Annotated in this window: 16 protein-coding genes, 1 tRNA gene and 1 pseudogene; 8 read left to right on the top strand and 10 right to left on the bottom strand. The window is 58.5% G+C overall.

From position 1 onward, the window contains the following. Positions 1-16: 16 nt before the first annotated feature. Genes GRI91_RS09460 through GRI91_RS09430 form a run of 7 tightly spaced genes read right to left on the bottom strand, consistent with a single transcriptional unit; the run spans position 17 to position 7,573 of the window. Complete coding sequence (locus tag GRI91_RS09460; RefSeq protein ID WP_160736441.1) at positions 17-1,222, bottom strand: molybdopterin molybdotransferase MoeA; 1,206 nt, start codon at positions 1,220-1,222, stop codon at positions 17-19. Beyond that, on the bottom strand, positions 1,219-1,692 hold the full coding sequence (gene moaC / locus GRI91_RS09455) for a cyclic pyranopterin monophosphate synthase MoaC (RefSeq protein ID WP_160736440.1): 474 nt from the start codon (positions 1,690-1,692) through the stop codon (positions 1,219-1,221). Before moaC ends, GRI91_RS09460 begins: the two co-directional genes overlap by 4 nt. Beyond that, a complete protein-coding gene (trpC, locus tag GRI91_RS09450) occupies positions 1,689-2,477 on the bottom strand; it encodes an indole-3-glycerol phosphate synthase TrpC (protein WP_160736439.1) in 789 nt (262 codons plus the stop codon). The genes moaC and trpC overlap by 4 nt, the downstream gene beginning before the upstream one ends. 5 nt (positions 2,478-2,482) lie before the next feature. Next, positions 2,483-3,472, bottom strand: coding sequence for an anthranilate phosphoribosyltransferase (trpD, locus tag GRI91_RS09445; protein WP_160736438.1), 990 nt, complete (start codon positions 3,470-3,472; stop codon positions 2,483-2,485). Further along, positions 3,469-4,068 carry an anthranilate synthase component II gene (locus GRI91_RS09440; RefSeq protein ID WP_160736437.1) on the bottom strand — a complete coding sequence of 200 codons (600 nt, stop codon included), beginning with the start codon at positions 4,066-4,068 and terminating at the stop codon, positions 3,469-3,471. Before GRI91_RS09440 ends, trpD begins: the two co-directional genes overlap by 4 nt. Before the next feature lie 47 nt (positions 4,069-4,115). Then, positions 4,116-5,636: an anthranilate synthase component I gene (gene trpE / locus GRI91_RS09435; RefSeq protein WP_160736436.1), complete on the bottom strand. Its 1,521-nt coding sequence runs from the start codon at positions 5,634-5,636 to the stop codon at positions 4,116-4,118. Between the two features lie 5 nt (positions 5,637-5,641). Next, a complete protein-coding gene (locus tag GRI91_RS09430; protein WP_160736435.1) occupies positions 5,642-7,573 on the bottom strand; it encodes a peptidyl-prolyl cis-trans isomerase in 1,932 nt (643 codons plus the stop codon). A 235-nt stretch (positions 7,574-7,808) separates the two neighbouring features. Between GRI91_RS09430 and tpiA the strand changes: the two genes are divergently transcribed. The 3 genes from tpiA (at position 7,809) to GRI91_RS09415 (ending at position 10,815) form a co-directional block, all read left to right on the top strand. Further along, positions 7,809-8,564, top strand: a complete 756-nt coding sequence (gene tpiA / locus GRI91_RS09425) for a triose-phosphate isomerase (RefSeq protein ID WP_160736434.1) — start codon at positions 7,809-7,811, stop codon at positions 8,562-8,564. Positions 8,565-8,656: 92 nt separating this feature from the next. Next, on the top strand, positions 8,657-9,052 hold the full coding sequence (gene secG, locus GRI91_RS09420; RefSeq protein ID WP_160736433.1) for a preprotein translocase subunit SecG: 396 nt from the start codon (positions 8,657-8,659) through the stop codon (positions 9,050-9,052). A 125-nt stretch (positions 9,053-9,177) separates the two neighbouring features. Further along, positions 9,178-10,815, top strand: a complete 1,638-nt coding sequence (locus GRI91_RS09415) for a CTP synthase (protein WP_160736432.1) — start codon at positions 9,178-9,180, stop codon at positions 10,813-10,815. 316 nt (positions 10,816-11,131) lie between these two features. Here the strand turns inward: GRI91_RS09415 and GRI91_RS09410 are convergent, their stop codons facing one another. Continuing rightward, positions 11,132-11,608 carry an Hsp20 family protein gene (locus GRI91_RS09410; protein WP_160736431.1) on the bottom strand — a complete coding sequence of 159 codons (477 nt, stop codon included), beginning with the start codon at positions 11,606-11,608 and terminating at the stop codon, positions 11,132-11,134. 154 nt (positions 11,609-11,762) lie between these two features. On the opposite strand from GRI91_RS09410, the gene grxC reads away from it, so the two are divergent. The 5 genes from grxC (at position 11,763) to GRI91_RS16115 (ending at position 13,931) form a co-directional block, all read left to right on the top strand. After that, entirely contained in the window at positions 11,763-12,032 is a 270-nt protein-coding gene (grxC, locus tag GRI91_RS09405) for a glutaredoxin 3 (RefSeq protein ID WP_160736430.1), read from the top strand. Positions 12,033-12,034: 2 nt separating this feature from the next. After that, the gene (locus tag GRI91_RS09400; protein WP_160736429.1) at positions 12,035-12,862 is read left to right on the top strand and encodes a carbon-nitrogen hydrolase family protein; all 828 of its coding nucleotides are present in this window, start codon (positions 12,035-12,037) and stop codon (positions 12,860-12,862) included. Continuing rightward, positions 12,859-13,371 (top strand): DUF1178 family protein, encoded by a 513-nt coding sequence (locus GRI91_RS09395; protein WP_160736428.1) that lies wholly within the window; start codon positions 12,859-12,861, stop codon positions 13,369-13,371. The genes GRI91_RS09400 and GRI91_RS09395 overlap by 4 nt, the downstream gene beginning before the upstream one ends. A 69-nt stretch (positions 13,372-13,440) precedes the next feature. Continuing rightward, positions 13,441-13,517 (top strand) — tRNA-Arg (locus tag GRI91_RS09390). Positions 13,518-13,544: 27 nt separating this feature from the next. Then, complete coding sequence (locus tag GRI91_RS16115) at positions 13,545-13,931, top strand: hypothetical protein (RefSeq protein WP_160736427.1); 387 nt, start codon at positions 13,545-13,547, stop codon at positions 13,929-13,931. Between the two features lie 105 nt (positions 13,932-14,036). Here GRI91_RS16115 and GRI91_RS16395 read toward each other — a convergent pair. Together GRI91_RS16395 and GRI91_RS09375 are read right to left on the bottom strand one after the other, a co-directional pair. Then, a pseudogene (locus GRI91_RS16395) lies at positions 14,037-14,684 on the bottom strand (recombinase family protein); the annotation flags it as partial. A 150-nt stretch (positions 14,685-14,834) separates the two neighbouring features. Then, complete coding sequence (locus GRI91_RS09375) at positions 14,835-15,140, bottom strand: recombinase family protein (protein WP_160736426.1); 306 nt, start codon at positions 15,138-15,140, stop codon at positions 14,835-14,837. Position 15,141: the final 1 nt, after the last annotated feature.

Here is a 15,141-nt window from a genome sequence, read left to right as displayed (position 1 = left end):
AACTTCTGTCAGAAGGTCAAGCAATTCCGCCATTCTGCAATTGGTAACATTCCACCATCGCTCCGCTCGTACGCGCAGGCCCGTGGCGGGGCCCGAGAATAAGCAGATCTGATTGTGAAAGCGCGGCCAATGCACTGCTATCCTGCTGATGAAGCGGTTCCGCATGTCCATTGACCAACCGCCCGCGTTGCAATTCGAGGCGTTGTCCTCCGACAGGCATCTTCCCTCTGAGGGGCATCATGACCGATTGCGGCAGGCACTGCTTTGCCCCGGCCATTGCGCGCAGCACCGGCAGCAGAAAAAGAAAGGCGGTAACATAGCCTGAAACCGGATTGCCCGGGAGGCCGAGGATAAGCTGACGTCCGCGCCGGGCGACCATGATCGGTTTTCCTGGTTTTATTGCCACCCGCCAGAAATCGATCTTCGCGCCCCATGCCTCCAGTGCCGGACGTACCAGATCGTGATCCCCGACCGAGGCGCCGCCGCAGGTCACGAGAATATCCACATCTTCCACTTTGCCGAGCGCTTCGCTCAAGGCGGCCGGATCATCGGCAACCGGGCCGATAAGGTCAATCTGACTGGTCAGCGGACGGGCAAGTGCGGCGATCATGGTGCCGTTGGATGCCGGGATCTGATGCTTCGTACAATTGCCCGGATCGGCTGATAATTCATCGCCCGTTTCCATAATGGCAATCTTCGGCAGGTGGTGCACGGCGACTTGGGACAGACCTCCCGCCATGATGAGGGCGATACGCTGCGCATTCAGCAAGTGCCCATTGGACAGCAATGTGTCGCCATCTTCAAAGTCGAACCCCGCACGCCGGATGTGCCGGGCGGTCGCGACTTCACCGTTGAGGGTGCTGAGCGTGTCACCCCGTCGATCCGCATCCTCCTGCAAGAGAATTGCCCCCGCTTTGCGCGGCAGCAAAGCACCGGTGGAAATGCGGATGGTCTCGCCCATGGCCAGTTCGCCCAGATAAGGGTGGCCGGCAGCGCTTTCGCCCACGACATTCCACGGCCCGACAAAGTCGCCTGCGCGCATGGCATAGCCATCCATAGCCGAGAGATCCGCTGGTGGCTGAGTCCGTACGGCCATCACTGGCTCTGCAAGATAGCGTCCCAAAGCGTCGCTGAGGGGAAGTCGTTCGCTGCCCAGGGGGGATATTCTACCGAGGAGGCGCTTCTGCGCTTCAGCAAGATCCAATGCCGGTGAAGTGGTCATTGATCTGCACGCCAAGTGCCTGATTTTCCGCCGGTCTTCTCTAGCAGGCGAACATGCTGGATTATCATTCCCTTATCAAGAGCCTTGGCCATGTCGTAAATCGTCAGAAGGGCGATCGTGGCCGCGGTCATCGCCTCCATCTCCACACCGGTTTTTCCGGTGAGCGACGCAGTGGCCTGCACGGTCAGCGCATCCTCTTCAAAGCGGAAATCCACCGTCACGGAATCGAGCGACAAGGGGTGACATAATGGGATCAGATCGCCGGTTTTCTTAGCCGCCATGATTCCGGCGATCCGGGCGGCGGCCAGCACATCACCCTTGGGTGTATCCCCGTCACGAATGGCGCCGAGTGCCTTGGCAGACATATGAATCCGGCCGCCGGCAATCGCCTTGCGCAGCGTTTCGGCCTTGCTGCCCACATCAACCATCCGTGCGGCGCCGTTTTCATCCAGATGGGTAAGGCCGCTCATTCTGTCAGCAGCCTTTGCGTGGCCTCGGTTATATCGTCGTGCCGCATCAGGCTTTCACCCACCAGGAAACAGCGAATGTCACTTTTACCGAGCCGGACAATATCGGCATGGGTGTTGATCCCGCTCTCACTGATCAGCAGGCTGCCTTCGGGTGCCATATGCGCGAGTTGCTCGCTGGTGCCGAGATCAGTGACGAAACTACGCAAATCGCGGTTATTTATGCCGATCAGGCGGGATTTGAGATCGGCGGCGCGTTCCATTTCTGCTTCATCATGCACCTCGACCAGCACATCCATGCCGCGTTCCAGAGCCGCTGCCTCGATTTCATGCATCAAGACTTCATCCAATGCCGCCACGATCAGCAGGATTGCGTCGGCGCCAATCGCACGGGCTTCCGCCACCTGCCACGGATCGACCATGAAATCCTTGCGCAGCACGGGGAGGTCGCAAGCCGCGCGGGCCTCGATCAGAAAATCCTCATGTCCCTGAAAATAGGGCGCATCGGTCAGGACGGAAAGGCAGCTTGCTCCCCCTTGCTGATAGGATGCGGCATGTTCTGCAGGACGAAAATCTGCGCGGATCAATCCTTTGGACGGGCTGGCTTTCTTGATTTCGGCAATCAGGCCATAACCATTGGCAGATGCGGAGGCCAGCGAGCCGCGAAAGCCGCGGGGGGCGCTTTGTTCGGCTGCCAGACGGTCACAATCGGCAATCGTCTTGCCGGTCTTGCGCAAGGCGACTTCTTCGCGTTTCGTGTCGCAGATTTCGATCAGTTTGTTGGTCATATCCGTCACTTTACTGCGTCGATCCAGCAATCGAGCAAGGCCTTGGCAAGGCCCTTATCGATCGCCTCGGCTGCTTCTTCCACGCCGTCAGGCCAGTTGGAGACTTCGCCCGCTATCAGTAATGCACCGGCAGCGTTGAACAAGACAGCATCGCGATAGGCACCGGTTTCTCCGGCCAACAGGCGGCGCAGGGCATCGGCGTTGAATATTGGGTCACCGCCACGGATCGCCGTAATCGGATGATTGGGCAGGCCGGCATCAGCAGGCAGAACCCGTTTCATGGACACCTGACCCAGGCGGGCTTCGGCGCATTCATTCCCCCCGGCGAGGCTCAATTCATCCAGCCCCTCATCACCCGAGACCACCAGCGAATGATCGGTCTCAAGACGTCGGAGGGCTTCGGCATAGATGGGCACATAAGCGGGGCGGGCAATACCGACCAATTGCCGTTTTACGCGTGCCGGATTGGCGAGCGGGCCCATCAGGTTGAAAATCGTGCGCCGCGCGATCGCTTTGCGGATCGGCATGATGCGGCGCATCGCCGGATGGTGTTTTGCGGCGAACAGGAAACAGATGCCGATATCCTGCAGCGTTTCAGCCGCAGTTTCACCCGCCCGGTCAAGATCCAGACCCAGCGCCTCCAGCGTATCAGCGGCCCCGGATTTGGAACTGGCCGCACGGTTTCCGTGCTTCGCCACCGGAACCCCGCATGCCGCCACCACCAGAGATACGGCCGTGGAAACATTCAGCGTGTGATGTCCGTCACCGCCGGTTCCGCATACATCGATGGCATTGTCCGGCGCATCGATGCTGATCATGCGTTCACGCATGGCACGCGCGGCGCCGGCAATTTCACCGGCTGTTTCGCCGCGGTCAGACAAGGCGATCAGAAAGGCGGAAACTTCGTCATCCGCGATCTCTCCATCCAGCACGGCGCCGAATGCCTTGACCGAGGCTTCTTCCGTAAGGGGCGTTTCAACCGAGGGGAGGCTCATGCCGCAGCGCTTTCATCATGACCGCACAGATCCAGAAAATTGCGCAGCATGTCATGGCCATGTTCGGTAGCGATGCTTTCGGGATGGAATTGGACCCCATGGATCGGCAATTCGCGGTGGCGGAAACCCATCACGCAGCTGCCATCCAGTCCGGGCGTTTCGCTTTCGGCATTGATGATGAGGCAGTCGGGAATGTCTTCCACGATCAGGCTGTGATATCGGGTGGCGATGAAGGGGGAGGGCAGCCCTTTGAAAACGCCGCTGCCATCATGGGTGACGGGTGAGGTCTTGCCGTGCATCAACCCACCCTGCTTCACGGTTCCGCCGAAATACTGACCGATCGATTGATGCCCCAAACACACGCCCAGTAGCGGGCGCTTCGCCGCAGCGCAGGCGGCGACCAGATCAAGGCTGACCCCCGCCTCATTGGGAGTGCAGGGACCGGGCGAAATAAGGAAGCCGTCGGCTCCGCTAGCCATGGCTTCGCTCGCGGTAATCGCATCATTGCGTACCACTTTTACTTCTGCGCCCAGTTCCATCAAATAATGGACCAGGTTCCAGGTGAAGCTGTCGTAATTATCAATAACGAGGATCATGTCAGCCCTGTTGCCCGTTTCTGGTTCGCGATCAAGTGTGCGCAGGGCTATTGCCCAAAGTCAGCTTCGCTTGCGACCCGCCCAGCTTCCCGGGCGGCGGCAAACAAGGCGCTGGCCTTATGTTCGCATTCGCGCTGTTCGGATATGGGATCGCTATCGGCCACGATGCCGGCACCGGCCTGAACATGCATCGTGCCATCCTTGACCACGGCTGTGCGCAGGACGATGCAGCTATCGACCGACCCATCGGGGGCGAAATAGCCCACGCCGCCCGCATAGGGGCCGCGTGTTTCGCCTTCCAGCTCGGCAATGATCTGACAAGCGCGGATCTTGGGCGCGCCGGAGACGGTTCCAGCCGGAAAGCCTGCAAACATGGCATCGACCGCATCCCGATCGGATGCCAGCTTGCCTACGACATTGGAGACGATATGCATCACATGGCTGTAGCGTTCGATCGTGAAGCTGGCCGTGACATTGACCGTGCCGCATTCGGCCACGCGGCCCACATCATTGCGGCCCAGATCAAGCAGCATCAAATGCTCAGCGCGTTCCTTGGCATCGGCCAGCAGGCTTTCTTCATTCGCGCGGTCTTCGGCATCATCCGCCCCGCGTGGGCGTGTCCCAGCGATGGGCCGGATCGTAACCACGTCATCGCGAACCCGCACCAATATTTCCGGACTGGAGCCGACCACGGCAAAGCCGGGCAGGTCGAGAAAATAGAGGAAGGGGGAAGGGTTTACCCGGCGCAAGGCACGGTAAAGCGCCAGTGGTGGAAGGGGGAAAGGACACGTGAAGCGCTGCGCCAGGACCACCTGAAAAATATCGCCGGCGCGGATATAGTCCTTTGCTCTGGCCACCATGTCGGCGTAATTTTCCGCCGGCAATTGCGGCGTCAGTTCCATGGAGGGCAAATCGGTAACTTGCGGAAATTCCGGAACCGCAGTGTTCAGCTTGCGCAGCGTTTCGTCGATCCGTTCGCCTGCGCGTTCCAGCATCTGATCGATATTCGTGCTGCCGAGCGTGTCTGCCCAAAGCGGTGCGATGCAGAACAATTCATCGGTCAGGCCGTCAAAGACCAGCACCATGGTGGGACGGACAAACAACATATCCGGCAGTTCGAGCGGGCTTTCCGGGGCGCGGGGAAGTGTTTCCACCAGCCCGATCGTTTCATAGCCGAAATAGCCGACCAGACAGGACAGCGCGGAAGGCAGAATTTCGGGAACATCGAAACGGCAGCTTTCCGCCAGGCTGCGTAATTCAACCAGGCTGTTGCCGGGCAGATCGGCATAGGCGCCGCGGTCATGCTGCCATTTGCGGTTGATCTGCGCTGCCTCACCGCTGGCGCGGAACACCAGATCCGGATCGAGCCCCAGCAAGCTGAAGCGCCCGCGAATTTCGCCGCCTTCGACGGATTCGAGCAGAAAGTCACCGCGCCCGCTCTCGATCAGCTTGAGAGCGGCCCCGATTGGGGTTTGCGTGTCGGCAACGATCTTGCGCCACACGACGCCCGACTGCCGAGACTCCAGAGCGGCGCGGGCATTTTGCGAATTTTCAGGCAATCCTACCATGGCGATCAATCGGGCAAGCCGGTCAGTTGCTTGCGCACGGCGTCAATCGCCACCGCATTGCGCTCTGCGCCGATATCTTCTTCGACCGCGGCAATGAATTGCTGGGCATATTCATCCCCCACGGTCGTGCCCAGATTCTGCACGGTGGCCTTTACCATCTGATCCTCGGCATCGACCTTACCGGCTTCGATATCGTCGAGCTGAACGATGAACCACCCATTCATGTTGGGCGCTTCAAGCCGCTTCACTGTGCCTTCTGCCATGCTGAAAAGCAGGGCGAGTACAGGCGGGACCTGACCGGATCGAACCAGCTGTTCGCGCGACATGGAAATGGCATCCGGCGGGGGAAGGGTGGTTTCTTCCTTCTTCAGGGCGGCGGCCAGTGTGCTACCCTCCTTGACCCGCTTCATAACGCGCTCGGCAGCTTTTTTAGCGGCATCCGAACCCTGGCTCATGCGCCATGCGGCGGTGACGTCGTCACGAATATCGGCCAGCGGAGCGGCGGCGGATTCGGTGATGTCATCCACATCGAAGATCAGGAAGGTCTTGCCCGGATCGACTTCGGCAATCTGCGCTTCATTCTCACGCATATCAAATGCCGTGGCCAGTGCGCGGCTGAGCACTTCAGGCGCACTATCAGCGGTACCATAAACATTGCCGTCAGCAGTGAGGGGTTTGCTGGTCTGCAATGTCAGGCCCAGCTCTTTCACCAGATCGCTCAGAGTCTTGCCCTGATCGAGCTCGTCCTCAATCTGGGCGCTGAGATCGGCAATGGCGCGGCGTTTCTGTTCCTGCGCCAGCGTCGATGAAATGTCACCGCGAACCTGATCGAGGCTGCGGGCGGGCTTTTTATCAATGGAATCGACCCGCAGAATATACCAGCCAAGGCCGCCACGCGCCGGCTGCGCGGTTTCCCCGCGTGACACGGCAAAACCGGCCTTGGCAACAGCGGCAGATGCCTGCTCCGCCAGTTCGCTCTTTGTTACCGGACCGATGGTCGTGGTGGCGAGGCCGTTCTGCTTGGCTGCCGCAGCAAGCGAGCTGCCTTTATTGACCGTGTCGAGCACGGCTTTGGCGGCGGCTTCAGTCGGCACTACCAATTGCGTGAAACGGCGGCTTTCAGAGGCGGCATATTGCGCCTTGTTCTGTTCGTAACGCGCAGCAATTTCGGCATCGGTCGGCGCGCGCAGATCGGACAGCGCATCTTCGCCAAAGGTCGCATAGCGGATCACCCGGCGTTCCGGCCGGATGTAATTCTCGCGATGAGCGGCATAATAGGATTTGAGCTGTTCGTCGGTGGGATCACCTTCGGGTGCGAAAGCGCGGCTCGGAATGATCGCGATCGCCCCATCGCGCTTTTCCTGGAGCAGTGAGGCATAGCGCACAGCAAAATATTCGGGGATCGAAGCGCCAAATGTCACCGGCGTGATGACCTGACGGCTGAGCAGGCCCTTGCTCATATCGTCGCGCACGGCGCTTTCGGTAAGGCCCCGGCGCTGCAAAGTTGCGCGGAACAGATCTTCATCGAAAGATCCATCCGGTCCCTTGAAGCTCTGGATCTGCAGGATCTCGCTATCCACCAGACGGCCTCCTGCGCGTAGCCCCATGCTCCGGGCAAATTCGGACAGTGCAGTGCGGCTGATCATCTGATTGAGCACTTCATCAAGGCCGCCTTGCGCGATGAATGCTTCCATCGTTACCTTGGGGTCCTGCTGCCGTGCCATGTCGAGCGCATTGCTGGCATTCATCGACAGGTCAGCCGTTCCGATCTTCTCGCCGCCAACCACTGCAACGCGGTCGCCGCCTGAAACGCCACCAAATGTGCCGGTGGTCGCTACATCGGAACTGGCAAAGGCCAGCGCGATCAGCACGAGAAAGCCCAGCGTAACGCCGATGCCGATCTTAGATTTGAAAAAATTTCGGAAAAGCTGAAGCATGGAGGCCTATCGATCAATCAGAATGCGCGAATTTAATCGCCGGAACAGGGTCGGAGCGCTTTATCCGGCATGCGGCCTGGCCGCAACAGTTCAGCTAGTGATTACTCTCATATCGGCAATGTGGCTTTGACAATTGCGCCCCTTGAGACTAGCCGACCTTTCGCTTTTTGCGTGAAGTTGTTGCCTTCCACTCTTGGAGGGTTTTCACATAACTTGCTGAAATCAAGGAATTTTAATGGCTAAGCGCCCTTATATCGTCGGCAATTGGAAGATGCATGGGACGCGTTCCATGCTCGCCGAAGCGCGCGCGATCGACCGCGCAGCCGAACGGTTGATGAAAGTTGAGGTGGCTTTGGCGCCGCCAGCAACGCTGATCCATGCAACCCGCAAGGAAGCTGACCTTATCGGGGTGGGCGCGCAGGATTGTCACGCAGCGGAAGGGGGCGCCTATACCGGTGATATCTCCGCCGCGATGACCAAGGATGCCGGTGCCGGCTTTGTGATTCTGGGGCATAGTGAGCGGCGGACCTATCATCAGGAAACTGACGCCGATGTGCAGGCCAAGGCTGCTTCCGCGCTCGCTGCCGGTCTGAATGTCATCATCTGCATCGGTGAAACCGAAGCGCAGCGCGAGGCAGGCGAAGCGGAAAAAATCGTGGCCGCGCAGCTTGCCGGTTCCTTGCCACAGACGCCTGACGCTGGCGACCGGATTACCGTGGCGTATGAACCTGTATGGGCTATCGGCACGGGCAAAACGCCCACGGTCGATGACGTAAATGCGATGCACAAGGCCATTCGTGAGACGCTGCATTCCGTTTATGGCGATGCTGCCAGCGAAATCCGCATTCTTTATGGTGGGTCCGTCAATGCACAGAATGCGGCCGAATTGCTGGCCGGTCCTGAAGTGGGCGGCGCGCTGGTTGGCGGTGCGAGTCTTAGCGCGGAAAGCTTTGTCGGCATCGTGGTTGCCGCTGCTGATGGCGCCGAATAGCAGATAGGGCCAGATGCGGCATGGCTTGCAGATAGTGTGTCGCATCGCTATCTGCCCATTTGCGGTCCTTTCCCGATAATAACGGAATTCTAATGTCCCTTTTTCTGTTTCTCACTGTGGTTCAGGCGATCATCGCCGCTGCTCTTGTGGGCGTGATCCTGATGCAACGTTCCGAAGGCGGCGGCCTGGGCGTTGGTGGTGGCGGCAGTCCGGGGGGGCTGATGTCTGCCCGCGGCGCGGCTGATTTCCTGACGCGGACGACCCGGGTTCTGGCGATCTTGTTCGTCGTTCTGGCCATCGTTCTGGCGGCGGTTGCCGTGGATACGACCGGCACGCGCAATCTTGATGATTCGCTCGATCGTTCGGTTTTGCCCAAGGCGCAGCAGGATGAGCTCGTTCCGGGTGATGAGGGGCTGGATGGTGAAGCACCGGTCAGTTCCGTACCAACCCCGGAGAGCGACGATCCGCTTTCTGGCGTGGCGCAATAAGTCACCCGATACGCTCGGAGTTTCCGGGCTTTCCGTTGAGGCCGCGCTTCATGCGATGCGCGGCCTTTCTTTTTTTATTTCCTAGCTTGCTTCGAATCTCATTCGGGGCGTAAGGCTCGTTTCCCATGGCGCGGTACATTTTTATCACCGGCGGCGTGGTCTCCTCGCTTGGCAAAGGTCTCATGGCAGCAAGTCTTGCTGCTCTCCTCCAGGCGCGTGGCTACAAGGTCCGCATTCGTAAATTCGATCCCTATCTCAATGTCGATCCGGGCACGATGAGCCCGTATCAGCATGGCGAGGTCTATGTGACCGATGACGGGGCCGAAACCGATCTCGATCTCGGTCATTATGAACGCTTCACCGGCGTTTCGGCCCGTCAGAGCGATAATATAACCTCCGGGCGGATCTATCAGCAGATCATCGCAAAGGAACGCCGGGGCGACTATCTGGGCGCTACGGTGCAGGTGATTCCGCATGTGACCGACGCGATCAAGGAATTCGCGCTGGCCGATACGGAAGACCTCGATTTCGTTCTGTGCGAAATTGGCGGAACCGTGGGTGATATTGAAAGCCTGCCCTTCATCGAATCCATCCGTCAGCTGCGCAACGAACTGGGGCAGGATCGCACCGCGCTGATCCATGTGACCTTGGTGCCTTATATTTCGGCAGCAGGTGAGCTGAAAACCAAGCCGACCCAGCATTCCGTCCGCGAACTCACCAGCCTTGGCGTGCAGCCCGATCTGCTGCTGTGCCGCTGTGAACATGAATTGCCGGAAAGCGAACGGGCGAAGATTGCGCTGTTCTGTAATGTTCGGCCGCAGGCGGTTATTCAGGCTTTGGATGCCAGCAGCATCTATGCCGTGCCGTTGCAATATCACGCTGAAGGACTGGATGCCGAGGTTCTGCGCCATTTCCGGATGGATAGCGAAGGCTCGCCCGATCTTTCCCGCTGGGAAGATATCCTCGATCGCTTCCATAATCCCGAAGGCGAAGTCACGATTGGCGTCGTCGGCAAATATGTTGGCCTGCCTGATGCCTATAAATCGCTTAATGAAGCGCTGGTTCATGGCGGCATGGCGAACCGTGTGAAGGTCAACATCAAGTGGATTGACGCTGAAATTTTCGAGCAGGACGACGAAACGATCGCGTCGCAGCTTGAACCCATGCACGGCATTCTGGTGCCGGGCGGATTTGGTGAGCGCGGTTCGGAAGGCAAAATTGCCAGCGTGCGCTTCGCCCGCGAACGCAAAGTGCCGTTTTTCGGCATTTGTCTCGGCATGCAGATGGCCTGTATCGAAGGCGCGCGTAATACCGCCGGCGTTGCTGGCGCGTCATCCACGGAATTTGGTGAGACGAGCGAACCTGTGGTCGGCATCATCACCGAATGGATGAGCAAGGAAGGGCTGCAGGAACGCGCCGAAGGCGGCGATCTTGGTGGTACGATGCGGCTTGGCGCTTATGAGGCGAAGCTCAAGGAAGGCAGCCGGGTTTCGGAAATCTATGGCGGCGCCAGCGAGATTTTCGAGCGCCACCGGCATCGTTACGAAGTCAACAATGCCTATCGCGCTGGCATGGAAGAAGGCGGATTGGTCTTTTCCGGCATGTCGCCGGATGGCCTTTTGCCGGAAATTGTCGAGCGGCCTGATCATCCATGGTTCGTCGGCGTGCAGTTCCATCCCGAATTGAAGAGCAAGCCGTTTGATCCGCATCCGCTCTTTTCCGGATTTATAGCTGCAGCTTTGCGGCAATCACGTTTGGTTTGATAGAAAACACCCGGCTTGTCCGGGTGTTTTTATTTGCGGAAACAAGAAATCGCTTGCGCTATCGCGGCCCGAGCAGATAGCGAGTTGGATCAACAAATGTTAAATTGCCGCCATGTTTTTCATGAAGTCGGGCTGGGCGACGTGTCTAGCCCGCGTGCATAGCAGGCATTCAGCTTGCCCCCAGTTGTGATCGTCTATTGCGACCCGGACGGTTACAGCTGGAGGTTAGTCGGCGTATCTAATACGTCGAGGGGGCGGAAATCTCGCGAATTCCGCCCCCACTTTATGTCAGGCCGTCAATTTTGCGGGTGAAGCTTCAGGCGGCGCTCGCCTGATCCTTCTCACCGTCATCTTCCACGATTTTCAACGGACGCTGTGACCCAAGCGGAATCTTCTTGGGCTTCATGGTCTCCGGAATTTCGCGGACCAGATTGATGGTCAGCAGGCCATCGGCCAGATCCGCACGGTCGACCCGGACAAAATCGGCAAGTTCGAAACGGCGTTCGAAGCCGCGATTGGCGATGCCGACGTGGATGAGCTCACCTTCGGGTTCTTCCTCCCGTTTGCGGCCCTGGATCGTCAGCAGGTTCTGCTGGGCGGTAATATCGATATCATCTTCCCTGAAACCTGCGACGGCGAGTGTGATCCGATAGGAATCCTCGTCGCGGCGTTCGATGTTGAAGGGAGGATAATTGTCGCCGGAATTGTTGCGGACCTGACTTTCGAGCAGATCGAAAAGACGGTCAAAACCAACGGTAGAACGGCGATAGGGGGTAAGATCGAAACGATTCATGGCACAAATCCTCTATTGAGCAATTTGAAATGATAAGGCCCGGCCAATCCGGCGCCTTATTTGCCCCGGCGCCCTTGCGGCGCGCCGTTGCAATCATGAAATATGGTGTATCCTCGAAGCTTCAAGAGGGCAGGCACGCAATTAAGGAATGAAAATGGCTGATGCTAAAGTTGAAATCTATACGAAAATGACCTGCGGCTACTGCTTTCAGGCGAAGCGTCTGCTCGACTCCAAGGGGGTCGATTATACCGAATATGATATCACCATGGGTGGTGCTGACCGCGACAGGATGATGGAACGCAAGCCCGATGCGCGCACGGTGCCGCAGATTTTCATCAATGATACCGCCATTGGCGGTGCGGACGATCTGGCCGCGCTGGAGCGTGCGGGCAAGCTGGACGAGCTGCTCGGGGCCACTGCCTGATCATGACGCGTATTGCCTTGTTACAGATGTGCGCGGACATTGATCCGCAGGCCAATGCCAGCACGCTGGCCGATGCCGCGCAGCGGGCAGCGGGGGAGGGGGCAGATATGCTCTTCACCCCCGAAATGTCGAATTTCCTCGATCGTGACCGAAAGCGAGCGGCCCAGACCATCTGCCACGAAGATGATGATCCGGTCTTGTCCTCCATGCGTGATATGGCGGCGCGTCACGGTATCTGGATCGCACTCGGTTCACTGGCGCTGAAGCGGGACGATGGCAGCTGGGCCAATCGTTCGATCGTGATCGACAATTCCGGCTCCATCGCTGCACGATATGACAAGATCCATATGTTCGACGTCGAACTCGACAATGGTGAAAGCTGGAAGGAATCGGCTGCATACAAAGCGGGTAGGGAGGTCGCCATCGCCGACGTCCCGCTGGGCAAGCTGGGTTTGTCCATATGTTATGACATCCGCTTTCCCGCCTTGTTTGAGGAACTGGGCCAGCGCGGCTGTGATGCCATTGCGATCCCTGCGGCTTTTACGGTTCCGACCGGCAAGGCGCATTGGCATATTCTGCAACGGGCCCGCGCGATTGAGGCGACCAGCTATGTTATCTCTGCCGCCCAATGCGGCCAGCATCCGGATGGACGCAGCACCTATGGGCATTCGCTGGTGGTTGATCCGTGGGGCGAGATCGTGCTCGATCTGGGGGATTCCGGGCCGGAACTGGGATTTGCCGAGATTGATCCAAAGCGTATCGAAACGGTGCGCCGCCAATTGCCCAGTCTTGCCAATCGTCGATCAATCTCTAAACCGGCCCCATCATGATAGTTTACGATCTTAGATGTGATGCAGGACATGGCTTTGAAGGCTGGTTTTCGTCCTCATCGGATTATGACAGCCAGCAGGACAAAGGCATCCTCTCCTGCCCGCAATGCGGCTCTCAAGTGGTGGAAAAGGCACCGATGGCACCGGCTGTCGGACGCAAAGGCAATCAGGTCCTGCCATCGGCACCGGTGGAAGGCGGGCAAACACCGCAAGAGCCTCAGCCGCAACAATCATCAGAAGCGATTGACGGCGTGATGCGGGGCGAATTGCCCGCCGAGGTCGTAACGGCTTTGTCGAAGCTGGCCGATGCGCAGAGCAAAGCGCTGAAACAGTCGCGCTGGGTGGGCGATGAATTCGCCGACCGGTCGCGCGCTATCCATTATGGTGAAAGCGACGCAGAGAACATTCACGGCCGCGCCACCCCTGAACAAGCGCGTGAATTGCTGGAAGAAGGCGTCGACTTCTCGCCGCTGCCGTTTCCGGTCACCCCGCCCGACGAATTGAACTGAGTTTCCGATTCCTACGCTGGCCCAAGACGATTGCACTTGAGCAGTGACCGCTTTAGACGGTCCATGGATGCGCCCGTAGCTCAGCAGGATAGAGCATCAGATTCCTAATCTGGGGGCCACAGGTTCGAATCCTGTCGGGCGCACCATTCCCGTTCGATGTTGGGCACCGGTAAATGCGGCTGGCAGCCCACGCGGCCGACGGCATGCTCCAAAGCCTTGGTCGTACCCAAGATTCTCACTTCCCGGTCGCCGACCTCCACACGTCCCACGATGCTGCGAGCATAATACTGCCGCAGTGCCGGATCGCCCTCGCGCAGGCGCTGCCGCATGAGCCGGACAAACTCCTCAATAACCTCGGGAGTGATGCGCCTTTCGGAGTTTGCGAGCTGGCGTTCCAGAAGGACGATGTCGGCTTCCACCTGCATAAGCTGGTTCTTCTGCTCAGCATTCTTCCTGGCGAAGCGAGGGTCGGAAGCTGTAAGATGGCCTTCGGTGACGAGATCAAGCAAACGCTCAAGTCCGGCCTCGAGTGCAGTCTTCCGGGAGCGCAACTGCCTTAGCTTTTCACGGCGCGAGTCGACCGCATGCTTTGTATGATCGAGCCAGCTCGATAGAAGATCGCGGAGACGTTCGGGTGTCAGCAGGCGTTGTTCCAAGGCGTCGAGAACAATATTGTCCAGTTTGCCCATGGAAATCCGTCGCCCCTTGCAGATACTTGTTCCGGCACGAGCGCGGTTAGAGCACGCATAATATTTGTACTGGCCGCTCTTGCCCGTGGAAGTTGTCATTCCTCCGCCACACCCGTCGCCTTGTGTGCCGCAGATAGTGATTCCGATGAGAAGGTTGTTCGTGGTTGTAATGCGTGCTGCGCGAGCAGTCGGACGACGCTCCACGAGCCGTTGCTGCACTGCCTCGAAATCGTCAGAGGAAATGATCGGTGGCACGGGAATGGGGATCCACTCCTCCTCCGGCCGCTGAATGCGAAGTTTCGTATCGCGCTTGTTGTAGAATGCCACGCCGACATATGCGGTATTTCTGAGGACGCTCTGGACGTTCGAAACGTGAAATTTCTTGCCGCGATACTTGTAGCCGTTCGTGTTCATCCACTGGGCTAACCGGGTGATGCCCAAGGGATGTTGGCCCGGTGGTCCCACGAGATACAATTCGAAGATCTTCCGGACGATGAAGGCCTCGTCTTCGTAAATCTCAAGCTTGCGCTTGCTCTTTCCCTGCCTGCGCTCGGCTTCATATGTACGATAACCAAGCGGAGGACTCTGGCCATTCCAGAAACCGAGCCGTGCATTCTGCAGCATCGCGCGCTGGGTGTGCTTGGCCGTCTCAAGCGAGGTGTATTCATCGAATAGCGCCAGCATACCAAGTGCCAGTTCGGCAGCAGGCTCATCACCAAAACCTTGCGTGATCGACACGATTTTCACACCGGCGCGCTTAAGCTTCGCCTTGTACTACATGTAGTGCATAGCATTGCGGAACATGCGCGACAGGGAATGGACGAGGATAATGTCGAAGGGGTGCTCCTCGCTCGTTGCCCGAGTGATCATCTGCTGGAAATGTGGCCTGGCATCGTCTGTGGCGCTCGCGCCTGGCTCGATCACGGTGTCGGCAACGGTGTTTCCGTTCTGAGCGCACCATCGTTCACCTTGCGCGATCTGGTCGGGGATCGACAGATCGTTTTTAGCCTGGCGCGTTGTCGAGACGCGCGCGTAGATGCAGACCCTCGCGGGGCCTGCAGGTGATGATTTCAGCGTCATG

The sequence above is a fragment of the Altericroceibacterium endophyticum genome (genome assembly GCF_009827595.1).
Classification (GTDB): Bacteria; Pseudomonadota; Alphaproteobacteria; order Sphingomonadales; family Sphingomonadaceae; genus Altericroceibacterium; species Altericroceibacterium endophyticum.
Note: the sequence above shows the minus strand (reverse complement) of the source record. Positions and strands in the feature narration are given on the sequence as shown.

Coding starts and splice junctions, on each gene's coding strand:
- grxC (WP_160736430.1), top strand. CDS start 11,763: ATGGCTGATGCTAAAGTTGAAATCTATACGAAAATGACCTGCGGCTAC.
- GRI91_RS09430 (WP_160736435.1), bottom strand. CDS start 7,573: ATGCTTCAGCTTTTCCGAAATTTTTTCAAATCTAAGATCGGCATCGGC.
- trpC (WP_160736439.1), bottom strand. CDS start 2,477: ATGACCAACAAACTGATCGAAATCTGCGACACGAAACGCGAAGAAGTC.
- trpE (WP_160736436.1), bottom strand. CDS start 5,636: ATGGTAGGATTGCCTGAAAATTCGCAAAATGCCCGCGCCGCTCTGGAG.
- GRI91_RS09395 (WP_160736428.1), top strand. CDS start 12,859: ATGATAGTTTACGATCTTAGATGTGATGCAGGACATGGCTTTGAAGGC.
- GRI91_RS09400 (WP_160736429.1), top strand. CDS start 12,035: ATGACGCGTATTGCCTTGTTACAGATGTGCGCGGACATTGATCCGCAG.
- GRI91_RS16115 (WP_160736427.1), top strand. CDS start 13,545: ATGCGGCTGGCAGCCCACGCGGCCGACGGCATGCTCCAAAGCCTTGGT.
- GRI91_RS09415 (WP_160736432.1), top strand. CDS start 9,178: ATGGCGCGGTACATTTTTATCACCGGCGGCGTGGTCTCCTCGCTTGGC.
- tpiA (WP_160736434.1), top strand. CDS start 7,809: ATGGCTAAGCGCCCTTATATCGTCGGCAATTGGAAGATGCATGGGACG.
- trpD (WP_160736438.1), bottom strand. CDS start 3,472: ATGAGCCTCCCCTCGGTTGAAACGCCCCTTACGGAAGAAGCCTCGGTC.
- GRI91_RS09375 (WP_160736426.1), bottom strand. CDS start 15,140: ATGACGCTGAAATCATCACCTGCAGGCCCCGCGAGGGTCTGCATCTAC.
- GRI91_RS09460 (WP_160736441.1), bottom strand. CDS start 1,222: ATGACCACTTCACCGGCATTGGATCTTGCTGAAGCGCAGAAGCGCCTC.
- GRI91_RS09440 (WP_160736437.1), bottom strand. CDS start 4,068: ATGATCCTCGTTATTGATAATTACGACAGCTTCACCTGGAACCTGGTC.
- secG (WP_160736433.1), top strand. CDS start 8,657: ATGTCCCTTTTTCTGTTTCTCACTGTGGTTCAGGCGATCATCGCCGCT.
- moaC (WP_160736440.1), bottom strand. CDS start 1,692: ATGAGCGGCCTTACCCATCTGGATGAAAACGGCGCCGCACGGATGGTT.
- GRI91_RS09410 (WP_160736431.1), bottom strand. CDS start 11,608: ATGAATCGTTTCGATCTTACCCCCTATCGCCGTTCTACCGTTGGTTTT.